This is a genomic window from Vannielia sp. SX4, from assembly GCF_052828525.1.
This window is the reverse complement of sequence record NZ_CM128247.1, coordinates 2,533,362-2,559,915: the sequence shown is the minus strand read 5'-3', so window position 1 is coordinate 2,559,915 and position 26,554 is coordinate 2,533,362. Positions and strand designations below refer to the sequence as shown.

Genomic DNA, 26,554 nt, shown 5'->3' with positions numbered 1-26,554 from the left:
TGCTTACGCGGCTTTCTTTACTTTCTCGGCAAGGTCTCGGGCAATCGCAAAAGCACCTTTAATCTTGTCAGAGGACTTGGCCCAGTCGCGCCGGACGACCAACTTGTTGTCACGGATCTTCGCCAGCCCGTTCTGCGCTTGAATGTACTCCACAAGCCCGGCCGGGTTGCCGAACTTGTCATTGTGGAATTGCACCGTCCCCCCTTTCGGCCCACCATCGAGCTTGGCAATGCCCGCGCGTTTACACATCGCCTTGATCCGGACGATGAGCATCAGCGTGTTCACCTCTTTCGGCAGCGGCCCGAACCGGTCGATCAACTCGGCGGCAAAACCTTCCAGCTCGACCTTGGTGCTGAGCGATGAGAGCCGCCGATAGAGGCCAAGGCGAACGTCAAGATCTGGCACGTAGGTCTCTGGGATCAGGACAGGAACACCAAGGTTAATCTGAGGCGCCCATTGGCCATCATCATCCGTCAGCCCGTCGAACTCGCCCGATTTGATCTTGGCAATCGCGTCTTCGAGCATGGATTGATAGAGTTCATACCCCACCTCGCGCACATGGCCCGATTGCTCCTCGCCTACAAGGTTGCCAGCTCCGCGGATGTCGAGGTCCTGGCTCGCCAGCGTGAACCCCGCGCCGAGGCTGTCGAGCGAGCCGAGCACCCGCAGCCGTTTCTCGGCGCTGTCGGTGAGCGGGATGCGCGGCCTTGTGGTGAGGTAGGCGTAGGCCCGTGTTTTCGCCCGTCCGACCCGGCCGCGGATCTGGTAGAGCTGCGCCAGTCCGAACATGTCGGCGCGGTGCACGACCATTGTGTTCGCCGTCGGAATATCGAGGCCGGACTCCACGATAGTAGTCGCCAGCAGGATGCCGAACTTGCCATCGTAAAAGGCATTCATCTTGTCATCCAACTCACCGGCGGCCATCTGGCCGTGGGCAACCACGTAACTGACCTCGGGTACCTGCTCTTTCAGGAACTCCTCCACCTCGGGCAGATCCTTGATGCGGGGCACCACGTAAAAGCTCTGGCCGCCACGATAATGCTCACGCAGCAAGGCCTCACGGATCGTCACAGGATCAAATTCTGACACATAGGTGCGGATCGCGAGGCGATCGACCGGAGGAGTCCCGATTATCGAAAGATCCCGTACACCTGTGAGCGAAAGTTGAAGCGTGCGCGGGATCGGCGTAGCGGTCAGCGTCAGCACGTGGATATCGGAGCGCATCTCCTTCAGTCGCTCTTTGTGGCCCACGCCGAAGTGCTGTTCTTCGTCGATGATCAGCAGGCCCAGATCCTTGAAGCGAATGGTCTTGGCCAGCACCGCATGGGTACCAATTACGATATCGACGGTGCCGTCTGCCAGCCCCTTGCGGGTGCCACTGGCCTGTTTGGCCGGCACGAAGCGCGAAAGCTGGCGCACCTTGAGCGGGAAGCCCCGGAACCGTTCGGCAAAGCTTTTGGCGTGTTGCCGGGCCAGCAGCGTAGTGGGTGCGATCACCGCAACCTGTTTGCCCTGCATCGCGGCCACGAAAGCGGCGCGCATTGCCACCTCGGTCTTGCCAAAGCCCACGTCGCCGCAAACCAGCCGGTCCATCGGGCGGCCCGCTTCAAGGTCTTCCAGAACCTCGGCGATTGCCTTCAGCTGATCGTCCGTCTCGGTGTAGGGAAAACGCGCGGAGAACTCCTCCCAAGCATGGGCCACGGGCTCCAGCACGGGAGCCTTGCGCAAAAGCCGCTCTGCAGCGGTACGCATGAGCTTTTCTGCCGCAATCCGGATCCGCTCTTTGAGCCGCGCTTTCTTGGCCTGCCATGCCCCACCGCCCAACTTGTCGAGCAGCCCCTCCTCATGGCCATAGCGGCTAAGGAGTTCGATATTCTCGACCGGCAGGTAAAGCCGGGCCTGCTCAGCATACTCGAGGTGGATCATCTCGTGGTCGGCGCCAATAGCGTTCACGACCTCAAGGCCCATGTACCGGCCCACGCCATGATCAACATGGACCACGAGGTCGCCGGTGCTTAGGCTCTGCGCTTCGGTCAGGAAGTTGTCGGCCCGGCGTTTGCGCTTGGGCGAACGGATCAGCCGGTCGCCAAGCACATCCTGCTCCGAGATCACCGTCAGCCCCGGCTCGGTGAATCCATGCTCCAGCGGCCAGATCGCAAGGTAAACGCCGCCTTTGCCCTCCGGCACATCGCGCCAGTCGGTGATCGGCGTCGCGCCCTCCAGTCCCTCATCGGCCATGAGCCCGGAGAGCCGCTCGCGGGCACCTTCCGAGTAGGAAGCGATCACCACCTGCCCTTGCCGCCGCTGGGCTTCAATATGGGCTTTCAACGCCCCGAAAAGGCTTACCGATTCCTGTTGGCGCTCCGGCGAGAAGTTGCGCCCGATCCGACCCTCGGCATCCAGCACACCCGGTCCGGTCCCCTGAGGCAGGGGCGAAAGCTGAACCACCCGGCGGCCCCGCATAGCCGCCTCCCAGGCATCGTCATTGAGGTAAAGGCCGGATGGCGCGGCGGCCTTGTAGCTACCCCCGATCCGCGCTTTCGAGCTCGCGGCCTCGCGCCGATTGTCGTAGCTGTCGGTGATGCTCTCCCAGCGCGCCAGCCGCGCTGGGGTGAACTGATCATCCAGCATGACCGCCGCGTCTGGAAGGTAGTCAAACAGCGTGTCCAGCCGCTCGTGGAAGAGCGGCAGCCAATGCTCGAAGCCCGCATGCTTGCGGCCCGCGGAAACCGCTTCATAGAGCGGGTCATCCGAACCTGCCGCACCGAATTCGATGCGGTAGTTCTGGCGGAACCGGGTGATCGAGGCGTCGTCCAGCACCATCTCTGAGGCGGGAGAGAGCTCCACCCTGTCCAACTTCTCGGTGGTCCGCTGTGTAGCCGGGTCAAACCGGCGCGCGCCGTCCAGAATGTCACCGAAGAGGTCGAGCCTCACAGGCCCGCCATCTCCCGGCGGATAGATGTCGATGATCCCGCCCCGGATCGCAAAGTCGCCCGGCTCCAGCACGGTCGGCGCTTGAGAAAACCCCATGCGCACCAGAAAGCTGCGCAGCGCCTCTTCATCCACCCGTTCGCCCACGGTGGCGACAAAGCTGGAGGCTGCCACGAGGTCCTTCGCGGGCACCCGCTGGGTGGCCGCATTGAGCGTGGTCAGCAGCACGAACTTGCCGGAGAGGCCGCCGGCCAGTGCCGAAAGCGTGGCCATGCGCCGGGCGGAGATATCGGGGTTGGGCGATACTCGGTCATAGGGCAGGCAATCCCACCCCGGAAACTCGATCACCGGCACGTTCGGCGCAAAGAAGTTCAGCGCCGCGCGCATCTCGGCCAGGCGCTTGTCATCCCGAGCACAATGCACCACCGGCGCGCCGCGCTCCAGCTCGCGGGCGATCAGAAGGGCGTCGAATCCCTCGGGCGCGCCGCCCAGAGTTATGCGCGTCGTCTCGGTCATCAGGAGTTCTGAGGTAGTCCGGGCGCAGGGCGGGTGCAACCCGCCATCGGCGTCAGATCGCGCCGATCGAAAGGTTCTGGAACATGCCCCACATCGCGGTGACGAAGATAGAGAGCATTCCGATCACCTGCGTGGTAAAACGGTGCCGGTGCATGCGGTCATAGAGGCCGTCGCCATCGGCCGCGCGGATCCCGCGCGCGCAGCGCACGCCAAGCCCGAGCACAATGCTCATCGGCGCCGCCAGCAGGAACACAGCCTGGCTGAACTCGGAGCCATACCAGAACCCGATGATTGCCAGCGACGTCAGGGTGAAAAAGACGATCCCGATCAGCCAGAGCCCGGCCTGATCGGCGATGTAGAGAATGCGGTTCACGTTGACCCGCACCATGTCGTGCAAGTCGGCCTCTGCCTCGCCACCACTACGCTTTGCGCGCTGCACAAGGTCCCACGGAACGCCGAGGACAAAATGCGAAGAGGTCGACCACATGACTGCGAGGGCGATCCAGTACCACAGGTTCGAGAAGGATCGCATGTCGATCAACTCGAAGACGGTTTCGTACCAGTCCAGCACCCTGTGTCTGCCCCTTTGGCCACTTTGGGCCTGTTGTAGAAGTTCGCGCAATCTAGCCACATGCGCAGGGAATGGAAGCCTTGTCGCGGCGCAAAATCCGTGGCACGGGCGTTCTGTGGCTGAAAAACGAGGTTGCCCATGCGTCCCACCGTCGCCCCCTACCCCGCCGCCCGTCTACGGCGCACCCGCGTAAGCCCCGCGATCCGCGGATTGGTTCGGGAAAACGAGGTGACTGCGGATGATCTGATCTGGCCGGTCTTCCTGCGCGATGGTGAGGGTGAGCGCACGCCGGTCCCCTCCATGCAGGGCGTCGAGCGGCTGACGGTGGATCTGGTGGCGGAGGCCGCACAGGAGGCAGCCGAACTGCGCATCCCGGCGATCTGCCTCTTCCCTTACACCGGGCCAGAGGCCCGGACAGAAGATTGCGCGATGGCGTGGGACCCCGAGAACCTCACCAACCGGGCCATCCGCGCAATCAAGGCAGCGGCGCCCGAGGTGGCCGTCATGACCGACATCGCCCTCGACCCCTACAACATCAATGGCCATGACGGCTTTGTCGTTGACGGCCAGATCGTCAATGATGAGACGGTCGAGGCGCTGGTCAAGATGGCGCTGGCGCAGGCCGAGGCCGGGGCCGACATCCTCGGCCCGTCCGACATGATGGATGGCCGGATCGGCGCGATCCGTTCGGCACTGGAAGAGGCCGGGCACCGGAACGTCTCGATCCTGAGCTACGCCGCCAAATATGCTTCGGCCTTCTACGGGCCGTTCCGCGATGCCGTGGGCGCATCCGCCGCGCTGACCGGCGACAAAAACACCTACCAGATGGATCCGGCTAATTCTGACGAGGCTCTCCGCCTTGTCCAGCGCGACCTCTCAGAGGGTGCCGATATGGTCATGGTCAAACCCGGCCTGCCCTATCTCGACATCATCCGCCGCGTCCGCGACACCTTCGGCGCACCAACTTTCGCCTATCAGGTGAGCGGCGAATACGCGATGATCGAAGCCGCCGCCGCCAATGGCTGGATCGACGGCGAGAAGGTGATGGTGGAGAGCCTGATGGCCTTCAAGCGGGCCGGTTGCATGGGGGTGCTGACCTATTTCGCGCCCCGCATGGCAAGGCGGCTGAAGTCCGGTTGATCCGAGGTGCGCCTTCACTGCGCACACTACGGGCCAAAATCCGCCCATTTCACCTCAACTTGTGGTGACAACCCCGCCGGACGCCCCTATAGATAGATAAAACCGGCGCAAAACAGCCGGATCGAGGCATAAGGACAGGCGGATATCATGAGCAAATTCCCCAATCGACGTGTATTCTTGGCCGGGCTCGGTGCGACCACCGCGCTTTCGGCCTGTGGCAACGGGATCGGCAACAACAACGGCCCCAAGATCGACGCGCGGGTCGACAGCACCCGCAACTACCTCTTCTCGCGCTATCCCGGCACCGCCGATCTCGAGCAGAAGGCGGCAGGTGTGCTCTACATGCCGCTCGTCACCAAGGCGGGCCTCGGCGTGGGCGGCAGCTATGGGCGTGGGGCGCTCCGGATCGACAATGCAACCGTCGACTACTACGCCGCCCTTCAGGCCAACTTCGGCCTCCAGATCGGCGCGCAGCAATATGCGCATGCGCTCTTCTTCATGACCCCGGCGGCGCTGCGCGACTTCCGCACCTCCACCGGCTGGTCGGTCGGGGCCGATGCCGAGTACGCGCTCAACGACAACGCAGGCAATCTCTCCGCCGAGACCCTCACCGCCCTGGCCCCGGTCATCGCCGTGGTCTTCGGCCAGGCCGGACTTATCCTCGGCGCCACCCTCGAGGGCAGCAAGTACAACAGGATCATCCCCTGACATCGGCGACATGCAGGACCAATGGGCACCCTTCGGGGTGCCTTTTTTGTCATGACAGCCCGGGCCCACACGCATAAGCTGAAACCGGGAGGAACCAGCATGAAAAAGTCCACAATTGCAGCGGTGGTAGCAGCCCTCGCCCCTGCCCCCGCATTGGCCCAGATCGCCTGCGCCGACATGGCCAGCGCCGCGCCCGAGGGCGTCACGATCACCGAGGCCACTGCCCTGCCGGAGGGCGACGATCAATCCATGATCCCACAGTGCCTCCTGCGCGGCACAATGGCCGAACGCACCGGCGCCGATGGCAAGCCCTATGCAATCGGCTTCGAACTGCGCTTGCCCGAGGCATGGCAGGGCCGGTTTATGCATCAGTTCAACGGCGGCAATGACGGCGAGGTGAAGCCCGCGCTCGGTGCTGGCACCGGCGTTGGTGCGCCCGCGCTTGAGCGTGGTTTTGCCGTTGTCAGCTCCGATGCGGGCCATGACGGCAAGGCGCATCCCGATGCCGGGCTTGTCGGGGGCAACCTCTTCGGGCTCGATTACGAGGCGCGGCGCGATTACGGCTATGGCGCCGTGGCCAAGCTGCACCCGGTCGCGCTGGCCTTGGTCGAGGCGCATTACGGTGAGGCCCCCGCCCATGTCTACGGTTACGGCACTTCCAACGGCGGGCGGCACGCGATGGTCGCCGCAAAGCGGATGCCGGGTGCCTTTGATGGCCTGCTCGCGGGCTACCCCGGCTTCCGCCTGCCCCGCGCGGCAATCCAGCATGCATGGGATGTGCAGCAGTTCCGCTCCGTCGCCCCAACGCTGGCCGAGAGCTTCAGCACCGACGAACTGGCATTCGTCGCGGGTAAGATCAACGCCGCCTGTGATGCGCTCGATGGGCTGGAAGATGGCGTTGTCGCCGACACCGCAGGCTGCCAGCAGGCCTTCAACCCGGCGGAGATGGTCTGTGATACCGGCCAGAATTCGGAATGCCTCTCCGCCGAGAAGGTCGCCGCGCTTGAGGCGATCCATGCCGGGCCAACCGATGGCTCCGGCACCGCGCTCTATAGCGATTGGCCATGGGATCCGGGCATAGCCTCGGGCAACTGGCGGTTCTGGAAGATCGAAAGCACGGTGCCGCCTTGGGGCATGAAGCCGATCATCGCTGTGATGGGCGCAGGCAGCCTAGCCCATGTTTTCTCCACCCCGCCCACCATGGTCGACGGCTCCCCCGACGCGCTCGAAGCCTATCTCATGGCCTACGACTTCGATGTTGAGGCCCCAAAGGTCGACGCGGTGACCGAAGATTTCCCCGAAAGCCCGATGCAGGTGATGAGTCCTCCCAGCGCCGATAACCCGGTCCTGAATGAGCTCGAAGAGGCGGGCGGCAAGCTGGTCGTGTTCCACGGCACGGCGGACCCGGTCTTTTCCTTTAGTGACACCGCCAACTGGTACGGAAAGCTGACCGCAAATAATCCGGCTGCACCGCAGTTCACTCGGTTCTATGCCATTCCGGGTATGCCCCACGGGCGCGGCGGCAATGCGGCAGACAGTGCGGACCTCCTCGGTGCGCTGATCGGCTGGGTTGAAGACGGCACCGCGCCAGAGGCCGTGCCAACCGCCTTCCGCGAAGGCAACACCGAGGCGGGCGGCAAAGCGGGCGGCGAGCGCATGCTCTGCCCGTGGCCGCAGGTGCTGCGTTTCGAAGGCAGCACATTCTCCTGCGCTGAATGAAACAACGCGGGGTCGTTCATGCGGCCCCGCGCAGAATTTCGCTATACAGGACCGCGCGGCGCCTGTAGAGACGCGGCCTTACGCTCATCTCTCCCCGGATACTTCCCTGTGAAACAAGCCCTTGCCGACGCCATAGCCGATCGTGGCTACACCTCTCTGACCCCGGTGCAGGAGGCCGTTGGCGCGCCCGAGCACGCCGGGGCCGACATGCTGGTGTCGGCGCAGACCGGCTCGGGCAAAACGCTCGGCTTCGGCATCGCCATCGCGCCCACCCTGCTCGGCGAGGCCGAGGCGTTCGAGCCTGCAGAGGCCCCGCTGGCCTTGGTCATCGCCCCGACGCGCGAACTGGCCTTACAGGTAAAACGCGAGCTGTCTTGGCTCTACGCCAAGGCCGGAGCCGTAGTCGCCTCCTGTGTGGGCGGCATGGATATGCGCGATGAGCGCCGGGCTCTGGCCCGCGGTGCCCACATCGTTGTGGCCACGCCGGGCCGCCTGCGCGACCACATCCTGCGCGGCTCAATGGAGATGGGCGGCATCCGCGCCATCGTGCTCGACGAGGCCGACGAGATGCTCGACCTCGGCTTCCGCGAGGAGCTGGAATTCATCCTCGGCGAAGCCCCCGAAGACCGGCAGACCCTGCTCTTTTCCGCCACCGTGCCGCCCGCCATCGAGCATATGGCCAAAAGCTATCAGCGGGATGCAGTCCGGATCGAGACCAAGGCCGAGGCCTCCCAGCACGCCGATATCGAGTATCTCGCGATGGCGGTCGCCGAGGCCGACCTCGAGCACTGCGTGATCAATGTGTTGCGCTACTACGAGGCGCCCAACGCAATCGTCTTTGCCAACACACGCGCCACGGTGGGCCGTATCACCACGCGCCTGGCCAATCGGGGCTTCAAGGTGGTCTCGCTCTCTGGTGAGCTATCGCAGCAGGAGCGCACCAATGCACTGCAAGCAATGCGCGACGGCCGGGCGCGGGTTTGCGTGGCCACAGATGTGGCCGCTCGCGGCATTGACCTGCCCAATCTCGACCTCGTGGTGCATGCCGAGTTGCCGGGCAGCCATGAAACCCTCTTGCACCGCTCCGGCCGTACCGGTCGCGCGGGCCGCAAGGGCGTGAGCGTGCTCGTCGTCACTCCGCGCAGCAAGAAAAAGGCGCTGCGGGTTCTGGGCATGGCCCAGCTCACCGCCAAATGGGCCGAACCGCCCTCGGCAGAGGCCGTGCAGGCCCGCGATGCCGAGCGGATGCTGGTAGACCCTGTCTGGGAGGAGGCTCAGCGCGAGGAGGAGGCCGAGGGCATCGCCCGTCTTGTGGAGCGGTTCAGCCCCGAGCAGCTTGCCGCGGCCTTCCTGCGTAACTACGCCAGCCAGCACTCCGCGCCCGAAGAACTGTCGGGCGGTGATCTCAAGCCGCGCCCGCGCGAGGAATTTGGCGCCTCCGTCTGGTTCTCGGTGAGCCAGGGCCGCAATCAGGGTGCAGAGCCGCGCCGGTTGCTTCCGATGCTCTGCAAGGGCGGTGGGCTGACGCGGGATGATATTGGTGCCATCCGCGTCGGGCCGGATGCAAGCTACGTGCAGGTTCGTGAAGGCGCGGTCCGCCGACTACTCGATCACTTGGGCGACAGCATGACCATCGAGGGCAGCACCCGGCTGGCGCAGGTCGATGGCCTGCCCGATGAGTTGAACCGCCCGGCCCGTGGTCCCAAGCCCGGCCCCAAACCTGACCGGAAGGCCAAGTTCGACAAACCCGGCAAGCCTAAACGCGAGCCACGGCCCGAGCGCCCGCGCAGCGAGGAAAAGGCAAAGGCCCCGCAGCCCGAGCCACAAGCTGCAACCGAGACCGCGTCAGAACCCAAACCGGCCCGCAAACCGCGCCACGGCTCGCCCGCCGCAACCTATCGCAGCGGCGCCTCCGACCCGAGCGCCCCAATGGGTAACCCCCGTCGCAAGGGCCCGCCGCCGCCTCCGGGCAAACCGGGCAGCAAGAAAAATCGCGCACGAGCTGCGGACGCCGCGCAGGGCGGCGAGGCACGGCCGTCCCGAAGTGGCGGAAAGCCGGGCGGCAAACCTGCGGGCAAGTTCGGCGGCAAACCCGGCGGAGGCCCCAAAGGCAAGTTCAGCGGCAAACCCGGCGGCAAGCCGGGCACTGGCTTCAAGGGCAAACCGGGTGGAAAACCCGGCGGCAAACCCGCCGGGCCCAAGCGTGGCAAGAGCTGACCTTGGTCAGCCTATGATCAGTCGAAGGCTTTCAGGCGCTTGATCAGTGAGGAGGTATCCCACCGCCCGCCGCCCATCGCCTGAACGTCCTTGTAGAACTGGTCCACCAGCGCGGTGACGGGCAGCGCCGCGCCGATCTCGTTGCCGGTCGACAGGCAGATGTCGAGATCCTTGCGCATCCAGTCCACCGCAAAGCCGTGGGTGAATTTGTCATCCACCATGGTCTCGTAGCGGTTGGCCATCTGCCAGCTGCCTGCGGCGCCGTCCTTGATCACCTGTACTACGGCTTTGGCATCAAGCCCGGCCTTTTGGGCAAAGGCGATCCCCTCAGACAGGCCCTGCACGAGACCGGCAATGCAGATCTGGTTCACGCATTTGGTGAGCTGACCCGCGCCGCTCTCGCCCATGAGCTGGCAGTTCTTGGCATAGGCGGCAATAATCTGCTCGGCTCGCTCGTAGGCCCCCGCATCGCCGCCGCACATCACAGCCAGCGCGCCGTTCTCGGCCCCGGCCTGACCGCCAGAAACCGGAGCATCGACAAAGCTCACCTGCCCCGCATCAGCGGCAGCATACATCTCGCGCGTCACTGCCGCGCTCACCGTGGTGTGGTCGACAAAGACGGTACCGGGCGACATGGCCGCCAGTGCCCCGCCCTCGCCCACGCAAACCGAGCGCAGGTCATCGTCGTTGCCGACGCAGGCCATCACAAAGTCCTGCCCGGCAGCTGCCTCGGCAGGCGTCTTGGCCGCTTTGCCGCCGTGCTCGGCCACCCACTTTTCCGCCTTGGCAAAGGTGCGGTTGTACACCGTCACCTCATGCCCGGCCTTTGCCAGATGCCCCGCCATCGGGTAGCCCATTACGCCAAGTCCGAGAAATGCCACCTTCGCCATGTCTTTATCCTCCCGCGGGGTTCCATTACGCTTGCAACCTGATTACCCCGCCGGGGCAGAAGGTCAACCAAGGGACAGATATGGCGCGCATCTTTCGCTGGCTTCTGCGGGTCGTAACGGCGGGTCTGCTGCTGGCCTTTTTAGCCGGATGCATCGTCTATTATCTCGCCTCCCGCTCCCTGCCCGACTACAACGCACGTCTCACCGTGGCGGGTCTGAGCGGTCCGGTCGAGATCGTGCGGGACAACGCGAATGTCCCCCACATCTTCGGCTCCACCGATGAAGATGTGTATTTCGGTCTCGGGTTCGCCCACGCGCAGGACCGCCTCTGGCAGATCACCATGGCCCGCCGGGCGGCTCAGGGCCGGCTATCTGAGCTGTTCGGCGTTCGCACCGCCAAAACTGATGAACTCTTGCGCCGTTTCGGCCTCTACGAGGCTGCTTCAGCTTCCGTGTCTTCGCTGGATGCCGAGACCCGGGCTGCGCTTGAAGCCTATTCAGCCGGTATCAACGCCTGGATCGCCACAGTAAACGAGGGTGCATTGGGCCGCGGCGCACCGGAGTTCTTCCTCTTCTCACGCCAGATCGCGCCTTGGCGCCCAGCCGACACCGTGGCGATGGGCAAGATCATGGCCTTGCAGCTCTCGGGGCAACTCTCCGAAGAAGTTCTGCGCGCACGGGTGTCGCTGCAACTGCCCGAGGCCCGACTGGCAGATATCCTTCCAGATGTGCCGGGCCCCGGCACGGCCGCCCTGCCCGACTACGCCAGCCTCGTGCCGATCGACGGGCCGCAGGGCCCGTGGCGACGCTATGCGCTCGACCGTATGTCGCCGGTCAAGCCCCGCCAGTTTGCCGGTGCTTCCAACGCATGGGCCGCGGCGCCCAAACGCTCGGCGGCTGGCGCGGCGCTCTTGGCCAACGATCCGCACCTCGAACTGACAGCGCCCACGGTTTGGTATCTGGCCCGCATCGAACTGGAGAGCGGCGGGGTGATTGGCGCGACCATCCCCGGCATCCCCTTCGTGCTATCTGGTCGCTCAGACGCGCTCGCATGGGGGATCACATCGTCCTACCTCGACGATCAGGACGTGTTCATGGAAGAGCTGAACCCGGCCAACCCGCAGGAGTATCGCACGCCCAGCGGCTGGAAGGCCTTCTCGACCAAAAGCTCGATCATCCAGATCAAGGACAGCGAGCCGATCACCATAACCCTCCGCCGCAGCGAGAACGGCCCCGTGTTGCCCGGCTCCCATTACAACCTTTCCAGCGTCACCCCCGCCGGCCACGTCGCCGCGCTGGGATGGACAGCTCTGTCTCCCCGTGACACCTCCATGCAGGCGGCGCTGGGGCTCCAGCGAGCCAAGAGCATCGAAGAGGCCATCGACGCGATGGAGCTTTATATCGCGCCCTCGCAGAACCTCACCATCGCCGAGCCGGGCCGCGTTGCTATGAAGATGGTCGGCGCCATGCCCAGCCGTAACCCGCGGCACAACAGCCAAGGCCGGATGCCCGCGCTTGGCTGGAAGGCCGAGAACCGCTGGGCCGGGCGCATCCCCTATGCCCGCAACCCCGAGTTCGTGGACCCGGTCGGTGGCATCCTCGGCAACACCAACAACAAAACGGTCGACCGGGCTTTCCCCGATCATGTGAGCTACACGTGGGGCGACACCCAGCGCATCCAGCGCTGGACCCGACTGATGCAGACCCGCGAGGTGCACACTCGTGAGAGCTTCATCGACGCGCAGCTCGACACCGTGAGCGTGACCGCCCGTACCCTGCTCCCGCTCATCGCCAAGGATCTTTGGTTCACTGGAGAAGCTGCCCCGGAAGGCACGCAGGAACGCCAGCGCCAGCGGGCGCTTGAACTTCTGGCCAATTGGAACGGCGAGATGAGCGAGCACTTGCCCGAGCCGCTGATCTTTGCCGCATGGCTAAAGCACCTGCAGAACCGGCTCATCCGCGACGAGCTGGGACCGCTTTCCGCCGAATTCGCCCATCCCGAGCCTCTGTTCCTTGAGCGGGTTTTCCGTGATGTGGATGGCGCGGCCGTCTGGTGTGACGTAACTCAATCCACCGCGCAGGAGAGCTGCACCGACATCGCCCGCATCGCACTAGACGAAGCCCTGCTCTGGATCGGTGAGCGCTACGGCACCCAGCTGGAAAGCCTCCGCTGGGGCGACGCGCATGAAGCGCACCATGACCATGCCGTGCTGGGTGAGGTGCCGGTGTTGAAGTGGATCGTGAACATCCATCAAAGCACCAGCGGCGGCGATTTCACGCTGCTGCGCGGTCGGACCAAGGGCACCGATCCCGATCCCTATGCCAACGTCCACGGTGCCGGGTTTCGCGGCGTCTATGACTTTTCGGATCCTGACAGTTCGGTCTTCATCACCTCCACGGGCCAGTCCGGGCACCCGTTGTCGCGGCATTACGACGATTTGGGCGCGCTTTGGCGCCGGGGGGAATACATCCCCATGTCACTCGACCCCGAACTGGCCCGCGCCGCCAATGTAGGTGTGACCGTGCTGACGCCTGCCGACTAGGGCTTCAGCGACAACACCGCGACTGCTCTACTCCCGGTCCTCCAGCGCAGCGCGGGTTCCAAAGTATCCATAGTCCTTCACGACAAGCGCCACGTCGCCGTTGACGTCATACCCTGCATAAACATCGGCAGAGAACGTCTCGAAGTTCGGATCGTAGATCAGAACCTGCCTCCCTTCGGCGGACACCGTGGCATGGAGCACCTGACCCGTGCTCGCCCCCAATGCGGTCTTCACCTCCTCCGCATCGACGGCGGCCACCGCCTCCGGGTCTCCCAACGCAACGAGGTCATCTATGCCGAAATCAAAATCGAGCGGGTGGCTCTTTCGGCCCGGTTTCTCCCAGGTGGTGACCTCGGAATCCGAGAACCGCAGCGCGACCATCCCGATCACCTTGGGCGCATCCGACGGAACGAAGATCTCCACTTCGAACCGACCTTCGGGCACATCTATGTCAAAGGGCGCGCGTGTGGGGTCTTCCACCGGATCGGTCAGCGTCAGCCCGCCTGCCCCGATATCGACAGAGCCCGCCTCGATCACCACGGCGCCCTCCTTCTCCGCATCGCCGGTCACCACTTTCGACTGCGGGAACACTCGGTTGTCGAACGCCTCGCCGATGCCCTCGGCATCCCCCCACATGGTCGCCCCGGCCACAAACGCCACACCGCCCAGCATCAGTACGCCCCAGATCGCCCCGCCGATCCAGTAGTAGTGTCTTTGGCTTTTCAACATGATCCGGCCTCCGCTGCTTGCGTGGCACAGGTGTAGCGCCTCGGAGCGCCATGTCCATCGCTCAGAGCTTGTCGAACTCGGCCTTCTGCCGGAGAGACCAGCGCACATCCAGCGCCCAGCCGTCTTCGCCCTGCGTCTCCTGTTCCACCACGTCCCGCTCATGGAGCCAGGCACGCTTGCGACCCTCCGAAAACGCCAAGTTCAGGCTCTCCGCACTGCGCGCACCTTCCAGATGGGCGGTGACGACCTCTTGCAGCGCATCGAGCCCCTCGGCCGAGGCGGCAGAGATAACCAGAACATCCTCTCGCCGGGTCGCTTGATTGCGCAGTGCATCAGCCTGCTCGGGGGCGGCAAGGTCGATCTTGTTCCAAAGCTCGAGCCGCGGCACGTCTTCTCGCACGCCAAGGCTCTCCAGAATGCGCTCCACATCCTCGGCCTGCTCTTCCGTTGCGGGGCTGGCAATGTCGCGCACATGCAGGATCAAATCGGCCTCCAGCACCTCTTCCAGCGTCGCGCGGAAGGCCGCGACCAGCTCGGTCGGAAGCGCCGAGATAAAGCCCACCGTATCGGAGAGGATCACCTTCACCCCGCCTGCCAGTTCGATGGCCCGCATCGTCGGGTCCAGCGTGGCAAAGAGCATGTCCTTCGCCATCACCTCCGCGCCGGTGAGCCGGTTGAACAGCGTCGATTTGCCCGCGTTGGTATAACCAACCAGAGCAACCACCGGAAATGGCACCTTGGCACGGGAGGCGCGGTGCAGAGCACGGGTTTTGGTGACCTTGGAAAGCTGACGCCGAATGCGGGTGACCGCCTCGTCGATCGCCCGGCGGTCCGCCTCGATCTGGGTCTCACCAGGGCCGCCTACAAAGCCGAGCCCGCCGCGCTGGCGCTCAAGGTGGGTCCAGGCCCGCACAAGCCGGGTGCGTTGATAGGAGAGGGCCGCCAGTTCGACCTGCAGCACACCCTCTCGGGTGGCGGCCCGGTCTGCGAAAATCTCCAGAATCAACCCTGTTCGGTCGAGCAGTTTGACCTTCCAAGCCTCTTCCAGATTGCGTTGCTGCACCGGGGTCACAGGCCCGTCGATCAGAACGAGCCCGATATCCTGCGCCGAGATCAGGGCCTTGATCTCATCCATCTTACCGGTGCCAAAGAGCGTGCCGGGCTGCGGTTGGCGCACGTTTACGACCTCTCCCGCCACCACGTCCAGCCCCGGAAGCGCCAATGCCAAAGCCGTCGCCTCGTCTAAGGCTGGCCCGGCCTCACGGCGTTCGGGGTCTGTCTGGATGTCGGGGTGGAGCACAAGCGCCCGGGTGGGCCGCTCCTCGGTATCGTGAAATGCCGCTATTCTTCACCCTCGTAGAGGCTGATCGGCTGCGCAGGCATGACGGTGGAGATCGCGTGCTTGTAGACAAGCTGCGATTGGCCGTCGCGGCGCAGCAGGACGCAGAAGTTGTCGAACCATGTGATCACGCCCTGGAGTTTCACTCCATTGATCAGGAAGATGGTCACCGGGACCTTGGTCTTCCGCACGTGGTTGAGAAATGCATCCTGCAAATTCTGTTTGTCACTGGCCATTTCAATGCCTTGTTCTTGTCGTTGCCTTCGGTCGTGCACGCATTCAGGAACCTTGCCTCAGACCATGGGCCCCCGTCCACGAGGCCACTATGGAGGCTGACTCTGCAAGATTCCACCCCCAAATTCAGGCCGCTAACGCCAGTGCGGCAGCCGGGCCTCAGGCGCGCCAGAATTCGGGGTTGAGCAGTGCGATGAGCGCGAGTGCCTCGACCCGCCCAAGCACCATCGCCCCTGCCAGCACCGATTTGGCGACATCGGTGATCTGAACGTAGCTGATCGCCGCGCCGCCGCCGACTTCAGCAAGTTGTCCTGCGGTCGAAAGCGCCGAGAGCGACAGGATCATGGATTGCTCAAAGCTGAGCCCCGTCGCGCCCAGCATGGCCGAAACGCCCGCCAGCGAAATCGCGTAGAGCATGAAGAAGAGCCAGGCGATATATGCCCCCTGTTTCCGGATATGGCGGCCAAAGCTGCCCCCGGCCCCGCTGACCGAGTTCGGATGTACCAACCGTTCGATCTCGCGGTGGCTGTGGCGGTAAAGCGCGTAGACCCGCAGCAGCTTCACCCCGCCCGCCGTGGTGGCCACGCCCCCGCCCACAAGGGCCAAGCCCATCAGCACCATGCCCGGCGTCTGGAGGCCCGACCATGTTTCAGTCCCGCCCCACTCGGCGCTGGTAAATCCCGTGGTGCTGAGGAAGCTCGCCACCGTGAAGGCCGCACCCCAGAGCGCTCGTAGCGCCGCACCCACATCGGCCACGTCATCGACCTCGAAGGCCCCGATCCAGTGACGCAGGAACAGCGCTGAGGGCACGAGGATGATGCAGTAAACCGCCATCCGCGCCTCAATGTCCTTATAGACGGCACTCACTCGCACCGCTCCCATGCCATAACCCGGCGAGAAGGTTTTTCGGCTGAAGGCGAAGATGAAGAAGAGCAGGATGATTGCCTCGCCCAGCAGGCCAGAACGCGCCTGCGAGAGGCCTTCGACCGGGCTGATCCCCGAGGTGGAGAGCACACTCATCGCATGGCAGATCGCAATGAGCGGTTCTTCGCCCGCCACCACCAGCGCGATCCAGAGCACCCCGGTGAGCGACACGTAGACAGGCCCCATTTGCAGCGCCAACCGGAGCAACCGCTCGCGCGGATCGGTCTGCGCGTCGGCATCCAGCACGCGGTCCCGTCTCGCCCCAGATCCGGGCCGCGCCATCGAGGTCACTTCGAAGCCGCCCAGGTTGAGCGGCGCCATGATTGCCGCTGCAGTCACCCAGATGAACAGCCCGCCCATCCACCCCACGATGGCCCTCCACAGATGCAGGCTGCCGGGCAATCGACCCGGCTCGAACAGCGAGGCCCCGGTGGTGGTGAGTGACGAGACCATCTCGAACCACGCGTTGAAGTAGGTCGTGTTCTGGATCGCCTCATAGAAGGGCCAGGCCAGCATGAAGGGCAGCAGCCCATAGGCCGCGACCAACGCCGTGAGGTGACTGCGGGCCAAGCTGCGCGGTTTCATGTGATAGGTGGCAATGCCCAGGAATATGACCAAGGTCAGAAACAGCGTGCCCGCGTAAAAGAAGCTCCGCGCCGAGAGCCAGTCGCGCACCGTGACCGCGTGGAACACCGGCAAATACATCAACAGGGCGCAAAGCCCCATGAGGATCACGATCAGTGGCAGTTCGAGGATGCGGCGCACGGTCGGGCGGCCTCAGAAAAAGTCGATGGAGACCTGCAACAGCCGCTCCACCTCTGGCACATCATCGGCCATCGCGAAGATGACGATCACATCGCCCTCTTCGATCCGCGTTTCCGCCACCGGCTTGATGTAGGTCTCGCCCCGCATGAGCGCTCCCACGCAAACCCCTTCGGGGAAGTCGATATCGCGGATCTTCTGGCCGGAAAGCGGCGAGGTAGAGAGCACCTGCGCCTCGATCACCTCGGCCTCGGCATCCCCGATGGAATAGACCCCTCGCACCCGCCCGTGTCGTATATGGCGCAGGATCGAGCTCACAGTTGTGGCGCGCGGGTTGATGAAGGCGTCCACGTGGAGCGGGTTCATCAGCGGCACCAGCGTCGGGTCGTTCACCAGACAAATCGCCATCGGGCAGCCGTTGGATTTGGCGCGCACGGCAGCCAGCAGGTTCACCTTGTCATCGTCGGTCACGCAAAGCACAGCATCGGCCTTGTCGATATTCGCCTCGATCAGCAGCTCGCGCGAGAGGCCATCGCCGTTGAGCACGATCGTCCGCTCCAGCGCGTCGGCAGCCCGTTCGGCAATCGGCCGCGAGCGCTCGATCACTTTGGCACGGATGCGGTTGGTCTGCTTTTCCAACGCCTGCGCCACGGCAAGCCCCACGTTGCCGCCGCCGATGATCACCACCCGCTCCTGCTTGCGCAGCACCTTGCCGAAAATCTCCATGGTGCGCGTCGTGTCGTCGGTGTTGGCACACACGTAGATCTGGTCCCCTGCAAAGAGCTGGTCGCCGGGGTTGGGGGCAAAGAGCTTGTTCTTGCGCCGCACCGCCACAACGATCGCCCGCAGGGTCGAAAACAGATCGGTCAACTGCCGCAGCGGCGTGTTCAGCACAGGGCAGTCGTCGTCCAGATGGATCCCGAGCAACTGCGCCTGCCCACCCAAGAAGCGCTCCGTGTCGAAGGCGGCAGGTGCCGCGAGCCGTTGAAGTGCAGCCTCCGCCACCTCGCGCTCGGGAGAAATGACCACGTCGATCGGCATGTGATCGCGGCGGTACAGGTCGGAATAGATCGCGGTCAGGTAGCTTTGCGAGCGGAGGCGGGCCACCTTGCGCGGCACCGAGAACACCGAGTGCGCCACCTGACAGGTAACCATGTTCACCTCGTCAGAATGGGTCGCGGCAATGATCATGTCGGCATCGCGTGCCCCTGCCCGGTCGAGGATGTCGGGGTAACTGGCGTGGCCTGCAATGCCCTGCACATCCAACGAATCCGTCGCCCGGCGCACCAGTTCGGCGTTGTTGTCGACCACTGTCACGTCATTGCGCTCGCCCGAAAGATGGCGGGCGATCTGCCACCCGACCTGGCCCGCGCCGCAGATGATGACCTTCATGGCTCTGTGCGCCCTCCGGGGCCTGACGTTGCTCTTCGGCACCCTGCTTGGCATGGGGCTTGGGTGGGGTCAACGGCTGCGGCATTCGGGCCGCGCCTCCTGCCCCATGTCGGCGCTTGTCACTTGACCCGGGGCGCAGCAGTCGGATCAATCGGCCCCATGTTGCGCACCCTCCTCTGCCTCCTCTGTTTCAGCCTCCCCGCCCTCGCCGCGGAAGAGGAGGGCCCGCCCCGTCTCACCCCGATGGAGCAGGCAGATGCGATGTTTCAAATGGCGCAGCGCGTGCAGGGCACCACCGCCGCCCGCGCCATGCAGCAGATCGCGTTGCGCATTGCGGCCCGCGCCGCAGGGGCCGAAGATCTCGCCATAGAGCGGCGCGATCTGATGGAGCAACGCGATGCCGTCAGTCGAGACCGCGCGATGGACCCGGCAGCGCGCCGCGCCCGCCTCGACGCGCTTCAAACGGCGCTCACGGTCAATGGCGACCGGCTTGCACGCGGCTTCCCCGACTGGCGCAGCATTACCGCGCCCGAGCCTGTGTCGCTTTCCGAAGCCCGTAGCCTGCTGGCCGAAGACGAAGCGCTCATCAGCCTGCATCAGGGTGAGGAGCACCTCTTTATCTGGCTCGTGGCCCGAGATCGGGTCATCTGGCACCGCGTTGCAATCACCCGGCCCGATGCCGCCGAACTGGTGGCGACCTTCCGGCAGAATATGGGCCTCACCGGCACCTTGCGCGGGGCCACGGCACTCAAGCCCCAAACCTCAGACGCCGGTCTGCCCGCCTTTAACCGCCCATTGGCCGCCAATCTCTACGTGCTCCTCTTCGGTGCCTTCGCCGATGAAATGGCCGCCTATCCCCACCTTCGGCTCGTTCCCGATGGCGCCTGGCTCGGCCTGCCCTTCGCCGCCCTCCTCACCGGCTACGAGGACGCCACCGCGCCCTACGGTCCCGCCATGCTGCGCGAGGCCTCGTGGCTCATCCGTCAGCACGCGCTCACCGTCATGCCCTCGGTCGTCAGCCTGCGTGCCCTTCCGCGCCGCGAGGCAGCCTCGGCTGGCACTCTCCTCGCTGTCGGAGATCCGATCTTCAACGGCACCGCAAGCGCGATGGAGGTCGCCCGCGCAGGCGGCGGCGCGGCGGATGTCTCCGCCCTCGCCCCCCTGCCCGGCACCCGCCGGGAAGTCACCGCCATCGCCGGGGCCTTCCCCGACGACGCCCGCGTTCTGCTTGGCGCCGAGGCCACCGAAGCGGCGATCCGCAGCGCCGACCTGTCGGATCGCGATGTGATCGTCTTCGCCACCCACGGCCTGATCGCGGGCGAGCTTCAGGGGCTGGAGGAACCGGCCCTCGCCCTCACCCCGCCGCCTGAGCCCTCATCCGCAGATGATGGCCTGCTCACAGTGGGCGAAATCGCGGGCCTGCGACTCAACGCCGAATGGGTCGTGCTCTCGGCCTGCAACACCGCTGCGGGCGATGGTGAAGGGGCCGAGGGTCTCTCCGGTCTCGCCCGCGCCTTCTTCGCCGCCGGGGCCGAGAGCTTGCTGGTGAGCCATTGGCCCGTGCGCGATGATGCCGCCGCCCGCCTGACCGCCGCGGCCTTCGCCGAGCTACGGGCCGCGCCGGAATTGCGCAAGGCCGAGGCGATGCGCCGCGCGATGCTCGCCCTCATGGCCGACGAAACCGATGCCAGCCTTGCCCACCCGCTCGCCTGGGCGCCCTTCTTCGTGGTCGGAGGTGGCGGATGATCCGGGCCGCTCTCCTGTCACTCTCCCTCCTCACGGCCCTGCCCGCGCAGGCCGAAGCGCCCGACCCGCTAGAGCTTCTCTCCCGCTTCGATGCGATCTTCGAAGCCGATGGCGGGCTGGGTCTGGAGTTCGAATTCACCACAGCCGTGGACGCCGCTCGCGCCGAAGGTGAGCTCGATGCCGACTGGGCGCGTGTCATGACCGTGGCCGCAGTCCAGCTCATGGCCGGTCTGGCCCGCTACGAACGCGGCTTTGCCCTGCTCGACGAGGCAGAAACCCTCGCGCCCGAAAGCTCCGAACTGCACAGCTTCATCCTCGCATGGCGCGCCTACTTCGAGTTCTGGTGGGGCCACGCCGACCGGGCCCGCGCCACGCTCGCCCGGCTCGACCATCCGCTCGACACCCTGCTCGAAGCCGAGGAACTGGCCTTCATTGACGAGCACCGCGCCGATCCGCCCGACGTTGCCGCCTCTCTTGGCTTCCAGCGGACAACCCAACTGTCGGCAGAGGCCGGCAACATGATGATCGCGGGCGATGTGGATCAGGCAGAGCAACTCATGCGCGGCCTGCGCCTTCCGAATTGGATCGCCGAGCAGGTGCCACTGGTCGCCGTCAACAACGCAGTGATCTCGGTACACTTCTTCTCCGCCGCCATGTTCCGCGGTGACCCTGAGACAGCGCGCGAACACCTCGGCCTCGCGCTCGCCGAACTGATCGATGAAACCGGAGAGCAGCCGCGTATCCGGCAGGCAATTCTCGACGATTCCCAATCCTGGGAGGCTGCTGAAACCCTGCTCTTCACAATCGCCGGTCATCTAGATCGTCCGCAGGACGCCGCCAACCGAGCGATGGTGCTTGATGTGCTGCGTCCCGGCCCCGATGCCAGCCCCATCCGGCGTGCCAGCTGGGCCCTGCAACTGGCCAACAAAGCGATCGAGGCGCAGGATTGGGACGAGGCGGCGCGGCAAGCCGAAATCGCTGTGGCCTCCGGCGCGCTTGATGCCGATGACACGCTCTCATGGCGGGTTCAAGCTGGGGTCTTCCGCGCCCGCGCCCGGTATGCAGCTGGAGAGCCGGTAGGCGGCGCGGCGCTCGTCGACCTCTACGTTGCCATCACTGAAGCGCCTGATTTCCTTCCCCTGCTGAAGGTCGCCCGCACCGCGCAGATCGTCATGGCGCTCCACCGCGCCGGCGAGCACCACGCCACCGAGATCATCGGGCGCGACCTCTTCCGCTACCTTGCAGAGGTTCAAACGGCGACCCTGCAATCAGGAGAAACCATGGCCGCGATGGCCTCCTACTTCCGCCTCGCAGCCGATCACACAATCGCCTCGGGCTTCGTCATGGCGCACTACCCGCCGGAGGGCGCGCGGGCCCCGCAGAGCTACTGTCAGACATTCATGGAGATTGAGATGTGCACCGCCTACATACCTTGAGGAAGGGCGGTGCGCGTGCTCAGATCGCGTCCGAGACCCGCACAGGGTAGATGAACCCGTCAATCATATAGGGCCGACCATAGGCCGTGGGCTGGCTCTGCACCTTCACCAACGACCAGTCGTTGGCATCGGACACGTCGATCACCGACATGCCAAGGCTGACCTGATTGCGCTTCCAGTTGGCGTGGTCGATCTCGATTTCACGGTCGGAGATGACCCGCGAAACTACGGCAACATGACCCATCGGCAGTTTGCGCGTACCCGAGAAGGCCATCACGGCTCCCACCTGAGGTGTCCGGCCTCGAGCATAAACACCGTCTGCGCTGCCCCACCACGTGTTCGCATTGCCACGGATCTGCACACCGCTGGCGTTGCGGGCAAAAGGCACGCACCACACGCGGGCCCCCGTGGCACGCAAGCTGCGGGCCTCGGAGATCGCGTAGTCCAGCAACTCGGGCTTGAGCTGCGGCGCGGTCATGGTGGAGAAGGTTTCGGTGCTCTGCTTGGCACCGCAGGCTGCGGTCAGCAGCAATGCTGCACAAAGCAGCGGAAGTCGCAGGGCATTTGCCCGTTTGATCGGCCCCAGCCTCATCTGTCCCTCGAGTATTGTTTCTCGTTCGGAAAAATTTCTCTCCGAAATGAAACCAAATTTCAAGTTCGCGTGTTAAGCAAATTGAGCGTTGCGCCGTTCATGGCAAGAATCCGCCGCTGCTCGCCTATGCTGCGGCGCGTGTGCCCTTGCGGGCCGTTGCATCCCCTTCTCCCGCTTACTCAACGTTAACTCCCGCTCCGTAGAGTCGCTCTCACGTAATGAGATTTGTGTTCCATGGCTGGGAGCGCCTGCATGAGTCCGACCAACTGGCTGTCGCACCTCGGAATTCGCAAGACCATTGCGCTCACCGCTGCCTTGCCCCTCGCCGCATTGGTGGTGATCGCCGTGCTGGAGATTTTGCGCGCAAACTCCGCGGCTCGGGACTTTGCGCAACTGTCCGAAATGTCCGCCCTTGCCACGCGCCTCTCGGACCTTGTTCACGAGCAGCAAAAGGAGCGCGGAGCCACCGCCGTCTTCCTGTCCAGCAAGGGCACGGTGTTTGCCGAAGAGCTGGCAGCGCAACGTGCCCTGACAGATCAGCAGCGCACCCGGGCCGAGACCGTGATCGTGCAGCAACTCGCCCGGATCGAGGGGGCGCACGGCCTTGAGGAACACGTTACAACCCTCCGGGCCATCCAGAAGTCACTCGCAGAAATGAAAGCTGTCAGGGCAAAAGTCGACCAGCAAATCATCCCGCTCGCAGATGCGATCAGCTACTACACGGCCCTGAACGCAGCCATGCTGAGTGAGTTAAAGGCGCTGTCGCACCTCACGGAAGACGGAGAAATCAACAGACAGATCAATTCGTTCCACGCCTTCCTTCAAGCCAAGGAGCGAGCCGGAATCGAGCGGGCTGTCGGCTCCGGTGGTCTGGCCTCGGGCAGCTTCTCTATGATGGCGATATTGCGCTTCAAGGGCCTGATAGACGCGCAGGATACCTACCTGGCAGCCTTCATTGCCGATGCATCCGCGGCGTCACGTGCTCGGGTGGAGCAATTGAAGGAGAGTGAAGCCGCGCAGTTTGTCGATGAGGTCCGGGCGTACATCCTGAGCGCGGGCACCGGTGGCGATGTCAGTGCATACACCGGCCCGGAGTTCTTTGCCGCGCAGACCACCCGGATCAATGCGCTCAAGGATCTGGAAAGCTTAATCGGCGCCGAGTTCAACGAGATGGTCGCTGCCCGGCGGGCAGAGCTGCGCCGCGCGGTTCTCATCACTTCCGCCCTGTCCTTGGCAGTCATGGCGCTCGCTGCATCCGTTGTCTTGATCGTATCCGGCCGTGTGAGCCGCAGTCTCGGGTCTGTCGCCAGCGCAGCGCGAGACATGTCGGAAGGTGCGCTCGACGCAGACCTACCTGCAGCCACGAGGAACGAGGTCGGCGAAATCGTGGTCGCCCTTGATGCCTTTCGAACTTCGATTCTGGAGGGTCAGGCACGCGAAGCAGAAGCCCGGACGCGGGAAGCAGCCGCCGAACAAGACAAAAGGGCCGAGAAAGAACGTCGCGAAGAAGAACGCCGAAACCTCGAACTCGCCGGTCGCCGAAAGGAAGATGCCGATCGCGCCCGCGATGCAGCAATCGCCGAGGAGGTCGCTAAGCTGGTCGAGAGTTATGCCGCCGGCGACTTCAGCCAACAAATGGACCCCAGTGGCAAAACCGGCGCCTTCCTCGCCATCTGCAACGGCATCAACCGGATCGGATCGGGCACCGACGAGGCTCTCCGCGATATCTCCGCCGCGATGAAAGCCCTTGCCGCGCGCGATGTGACCTACCGCCTGAACCAACACTATCAGGGTGTCTTTGCGCGCATAGCGGAGGATGTGAACCAATCCATGATGTCGCTCGGCGAAGTACTTGCAGAGGTCCGCGGCAGTGGCCACCTCGCCAATGAGACCGCGAGCACTCTCGCCGCAAATGCGCGTGGCCTCTCCAGCCGCACAGAACGCAACGCGGCAACCCTCGAACAGACCAGCGCAGCCATGGCCCAGCTTCAGGCCTCGGTCCGGCAGGCCACCGACGCGGCGCACGGCGCCCGCAACAGCGCATCCCGAGCAGCTGAACAGGCCGAGGACGGACTCGAAACCGTGGAAGGCACGCTCAGGGCAATGCAGGAGATCGAGGAAAGTGCGCAAGCCGTCACCAAGATCATCGACCTGATTGATGACATCGCCTTCCAGACGAACCTGCTCGCGCTCAATGCCGGGGTCGAAGCAGCCCGCGCCGGTGAAGCCGGGCGTGGATTTGCCGTTGTCGCCAGCGAAGTGCGGGAGCTTGCAGCCCGCTCCTCGGGCGCCGCGCGAGAGATTGGCGGTCTGATATCAGCAACAACTTCAAAGGTGGAGCACGGTGTCGCACTCGCGCAGGCAAGTGGCGAAGCCTTGCGCGCCATCACCGGGGTGGTCCGCGAAGTTTCGGATCAGATCGACCACGTGGCCACCTCCTCGGGAGAGCAGGCCACCAGCATTGATGAGGTCGTCACTGCAACCGCCGAGCTGGATCGCAGCACGCAGGAAAATGCGGCGAACTTCGAGGAGACAACCGCTGCCCTGACCACGATGCAAAGCGAGTTCGAGGCGTTGCTGACGACGGTGAACAGCTTTCGCCTCGACGCGGCCGCCTCCAAGGCAGGTGTTGAGCAGGTCAAAGAAATCGATGACCGAGCCTCACTGACACCCGAATTCCGCCGCGCATCCTGAGGCGACTGCTCAGATCGCTCCCTCGCCCAAGACGGCCCGCCTATCCCCTACTCGGCGGCTTGGCTCTCGATATGCGCAATCCGCGCACCGGCCTTCGTGGAGGTCACCACGCCCAGCGACTTCAGCTTGCGGTGCAACGCCGAGCGCTCCATGCCGACAAAAGTCGCTGTTCTGGAGATATTGCCACCGAACCGATTGATCTGGGTCAACAGGTACTCCCGCTCAAACAGCTCGCGGGCCTCGCGCAGCGGCAAGGTCGCCAGCCCGCCAGACAGCACAACCCGGCCTTCGTCATCCTCCGGCGCATCATTGCCCTGAAGCTCCCGCGCCTCGATGGGCTCTGCGGTTTCGCCAAGGATCAGAGCCCGCTCGATGATGTTCTTCAACTGTCGCACGTTGCCCGGCAGATGCATGGTCTGAAGCAGCGCCTCGGCCTCTTCCGAAAGCTCCCGTGCGCTGAGGCCCTGGCTTGCGTTTGCTTCGGTGATGAAGTGTCGGGCCAGTTCGGGGATATCCTCACGACGTTCCTCTAGCCCCGGCACGCGGATCGGCACCACGTTGAGCCGGTGATACAGCTCCTCGCGGAAGTTCCCCCGCGCAATCTCCGCTTCAAGGTCGCGGTTGGTCGAGGAAATCACTCGTAGGTCAACCCGGACCTTATCGGAGCCGCCAACCCGCTGAAACTGCTGCTCCACCAGGACGCGGAGGATCTTGGACTGCGTGCCCAGCGGCATGTCGGCGATCTCGTCGAAATAGAGCACCCCGCCATGCGCCTCCTCGAGCAGCCCCTGCTCCACCCCCCGGGCATCGCTCTCGCGGCCAAAGAGCACCTCTTCCATCCGGTCGGGCTCGATGGAGGCGGAGTTGACCGAGATGAAGGGCGCAGAGGCGCGGGAGGAATTGGCGTGAATGTAGCGCGCCGCCATTTCCTTGCCCGCCCCGGCAGGCCCTGTCAGCATCACCCGGCCGTTGGACTTTGTGACCTTCTCCAACTGGCTTTTCAGTGCCTTGAAAGCCGTCGAGTTGCCGACCATGTCGGTGACGGACACCTCCTTGCGGCGAAGCTGGCTGTTCTCGCGGCGCAGGCGAGAGGTCTCCATCGCGCGGCGGATCACCACCATCAACTGGTCGATATTGAAGGGCTTCTCGATGAAGTCGTAGGCCCCCTGCTTGATCGCCGCCACAGCAATTTCGATGTTGCCGTGCCCGGAGATGATCACCACAGGAATGTCGGGGTTGTCGCGCTTGGTGGCCTTGAGAATGTCGATGCCGTCCATACGGCTGTCCTTGAGCCAGATGTCGAGGATCATAAGCGCTGGCGGCGCCTCGTTGATCGCGGCCATGCAGTCGTCGGAGTTGCCAGCGAGCCGGGTCTGGAAGCCCTCGTCGCGGAGGATGTCACCCACGAGTTCGCGGATGTCTCTTTCGTCGTCCACAATCAGAATATCGGTCATCTCTGCTCTTCCTTCCT

At 64.5% G+C, this 26,554-nt stretch carries 18 protein-coding genes; 8 read left to right on the top strand and 10 right to left on the bottom strand.

Annotated features, from left to right (window positions below; translation table 11 throughout):
• Window positions 1-3: 3 nt before the first annotated feature.
• Window positions 4-3,447: a transcription-repair coupling factor gene (gene mfd, locus ACUXVX_RS12610; protein WP_446308569.1), complete on the bottom strand. Its 3,444-nt coding sequence runs from the start codon at window positions 3,445-3,447 to the stop codon at window positions 4-6.
• A 52-nt stretch (window positions 3,448-3,499) separates the two neighbouring features.
• The gene (locus ACUXVX_RS12605) at window positions 3,500-4,015 is read right to left on the bottom strand and encodes a component of SufBCD complex (protein WP_446311535.1); all 516 of its coding nucleotides are present in this window, start codon (window positions 4,013-4,015) and stop codon (window positions 3,500-3,502) included.
• A gap of 141 nt (window positions 4,016-4,156) precedes the next feature.
• Here ACUXVX_RS12605 and hemB point away from each other — a divergent pair, with 141 nt between their 5' ends.
• The 4 genes from hemB to ACUXVX_RS12585 all read left to right on the top strand — a co-directional run bounded on the left by hemB (window position 4,157) and on the right by ACUXVX_RS12585 (window position 9,802).
• The gene (gene hemB, locus ACUXVX_RS12600; protein WP_446308568.1) at window positions 4,157-5,158 is read left to right on the top strand and encodes a porphobilinogen synthase; all 1,002 of its coding nucleotides are present in this window, start codon (window positions 4,157-4,159) and stop codon (window positions 5,156-5,158) included.
• A 147-nt stretch (window positions 5,159-5,305) separates the two neighbouring features.
• Entirely contained in the window at window positions 5,306-5,866 is a 561-nt protein-coding gene (locus tag ACUXVX_RS12595; RefSeq protein ID WP_222469234.1) for a lipid-binding SYLF domain-containing protein, read from the top strand.
• 99 nt (window positions 5,867-5,965) lie between these two features.
• Entirely contained in the window at window positions 5,966-7,585 is a 1,620-nt protein-coding gene (locus ACUXVX_RS12590; RefSeq protein ID WP_446308567.1) for a tannase/feruloyl esterase family alpha/beta hydrolase, read from the top strand.
• 108 nt (window positions 7,586-7,693) lie between these two features.
• Complete coding sequence (locus tag ACUXVX_RS12585) at window positions 7,694-9,802, top strand: DEAD/DEAH box helicase (RefSeq protein WP_446308566.1); 2,109 nt, start codon at window positions 7,694-7,696, stop codon at window positions 9,800-9,802.
• Window positions 9,803-9,819: 17 nt separating this feature from the next.
• On the opposite strand, the gene ACUXVX_RS12580 is transcribed toward ACUXVX_RS12585, so the two are convergent.
• Window positions 9,820-10,692 carry an NAD(P)-dependent oxidoreductase gene (locus tag ACUXVX_RS12580; protein ID WP_446308565.1) on the bottom strand — a complete coding sequence of 291 codons (873 nt, stop codon included), beginning with the start codon at window positions 10,690-10,692 and terminating at the stop codon, window positions 9,820-9,822.
• An 80-nt stretch (window positions 10,693-10,772) separates the two neighbouring features.
• On the opposite strand from ACUXVX_RS12580, the gene ACUXVX_RS12575 reads away from it, so the two are divergent.
• Window positions 10,773-13,235 (top strand): penicillin acylase family protein, encoded by a 2,463-nt coding sequence (locus tag ACUXVX_RS12575; protein ID WP_446308564.1) that lies wholly within the window; start codon window positions 10,773-10,775, stop codon window positions 13,233-13,235.
• A 27-nt stretch (window positions 13,236-13,262) separates the two neighbouring features.
• On the opposite strand, the gene ACUXVX_RS12570 is transcribed toward ACUXVX_RS12575, so the two are convergent.
• The 5 genes from ACUXVX_RS12570 to trkA form a co-directional block, all read right to left on the bottom strand.
• On the bottom strand, window positions 13,263-13,964 hold the full coding sequence (locus tag ACUXVX_RS12570) for a hypothetical protein (RefSeq protein ID WP_446308563.1): 702 nt from the start codon (window positions 13,962-13,964) through the stop codon (window positions 13,263-13,265).
• Between the two features lie 61 nt (window positions 13,965-14,025).
• Window positions 14,026-15,264, bottom strand: coding sequence for a GTPase HflX (gene hflX, locus ACUXVX_RS12565; RefSeq protein WP_446308562.1), 1,239 nt, complete (start codon window positions 15,262-15,264; stop codon window positions 14,026-14,028).
• A 41-nt stretch (window positions 15,265-15,305) separates the two neighbouring features.
• The gene (gene hfq, locus ACUXVX_RS12560) at window positions 15,306-15,539 is read right to left on the bottom strand and encodes an RNA chaperone Hfq (protein WP_074255556.1); all 234 of its coding nucleotides are present in this window, start codon (window positions 15,537-15,539) and stop codon (window positions 15,306-15,308) included.
• Window positions 15,540-15,696: 157 nt separating this feature from the next.
• Window positions 15,697-17,226 carry a TrkH family potassium uptake protein gene (locus ACUXVX_RS12555; RefSeq protein ID WP_446308561.1) on the bottom strand — a complete coding sequence of 510 codons (1,530 nt, stop codon included), beginning with the start codon at window positions 17,224-17,226 and terminating at the stop codon, window positions 15,697-15,699.
• 12 nt (window positions 17,227-17,238) lie between these two features.
• Window positions 17,239-18,615, bottom strand: a complete 1,377-nt coding sequence (gene trkA, locus ACUXVX_RS12550) for a Trk system potassium transporter TrkA (protein WP_222469242.1) — start codon at window positions 18,613-18,615, stop codon at window positions 17,239-17,241.
• A 159-nt stretch (window positions 18,616-18,774) separates the two neighbouring features.
• Here trkA and ACUXVX_RS12545 point away from each other — a divergent pair, with 159 nt between their 5' ends.
• Window positions 18,775-20,361 carry a CHAT domain-containing protein gene (locus ACUXVX_RS12545; RefSeq protein ID WP_446308560.1) on the top strand — a complete coding sequence of 529 codons (1,587 nt, stop codon included), beginning with the start codon at window positions 18,775-18,777 and terminating at the stop codon, window positions 20,359-20,361.
• Complete coding sequence (locus tag ACUXVX_RS12540; RefSeq protein ID WP_446308559.1) at window positions 20,358-21,797, top strand: hypothetical protein; 1,440 nt, start codon at window positions 20,358-20,360, stop codon at window positions 21,795-21,797. Before ACUXVX_RS12545 ends, ACUXVX_RS12540 begins: the two co-directional genes overlap by 4 nt.
• Before the next feature lie 19 nt (window positions 21,798-21,816).
• Here the strand turns inward: ACUXVX_RS12540 and ACUXVX_RS12535 are convergent, their stop codons facing one another.
• Entirely contained in the window at window positions 21,817-22,329 is a 513-nt protein-coding gene (locus ACUXVX_RS12535) for a CHAP domain-containing protein (protein WP_446308558.1), read from the bottom strand.
• A gap of 312 nt (window positions 22,330-22,641) precedes the next feature.
• Between ACUXVX_RS12535 and ACUXVX_RS12530 the strand changes: the two genes are divergently transcribed.
• Window positions 22,642-25,083: a methyl-accepting chemotaxis protein gene (locus ACUXVX_RS12530; RefSeq protein WP_446308557.1), complete on the top strand. Its 2,442-nt coding sequence runs from the start codon at window positions 22,642-22,644 to the stop codon at window positions 25,081-25,083.
• A gap of 47 nt (window positions 25,084-25,130) precedes the next feature.
• Here ACUXVX_RS12530 and ntrX read toward each other — a convergent pair whose 3' ends face one another.
• Window positions 25,131-26,537: a nitrogen assimilation response regulator NtrX gene (gene ntrX, locus ACUXVX_RS12525; protein WP_446308556.1), complete on the bottom strand. Its 1,407-nt coding sequence runs from the start codon at window positions 26,535-26,537 to the stop codon at window positions 25,131-25,133.
• Between the last annotated feature and the right edge of the window lie 17 nt (window positions 26,538-26,554).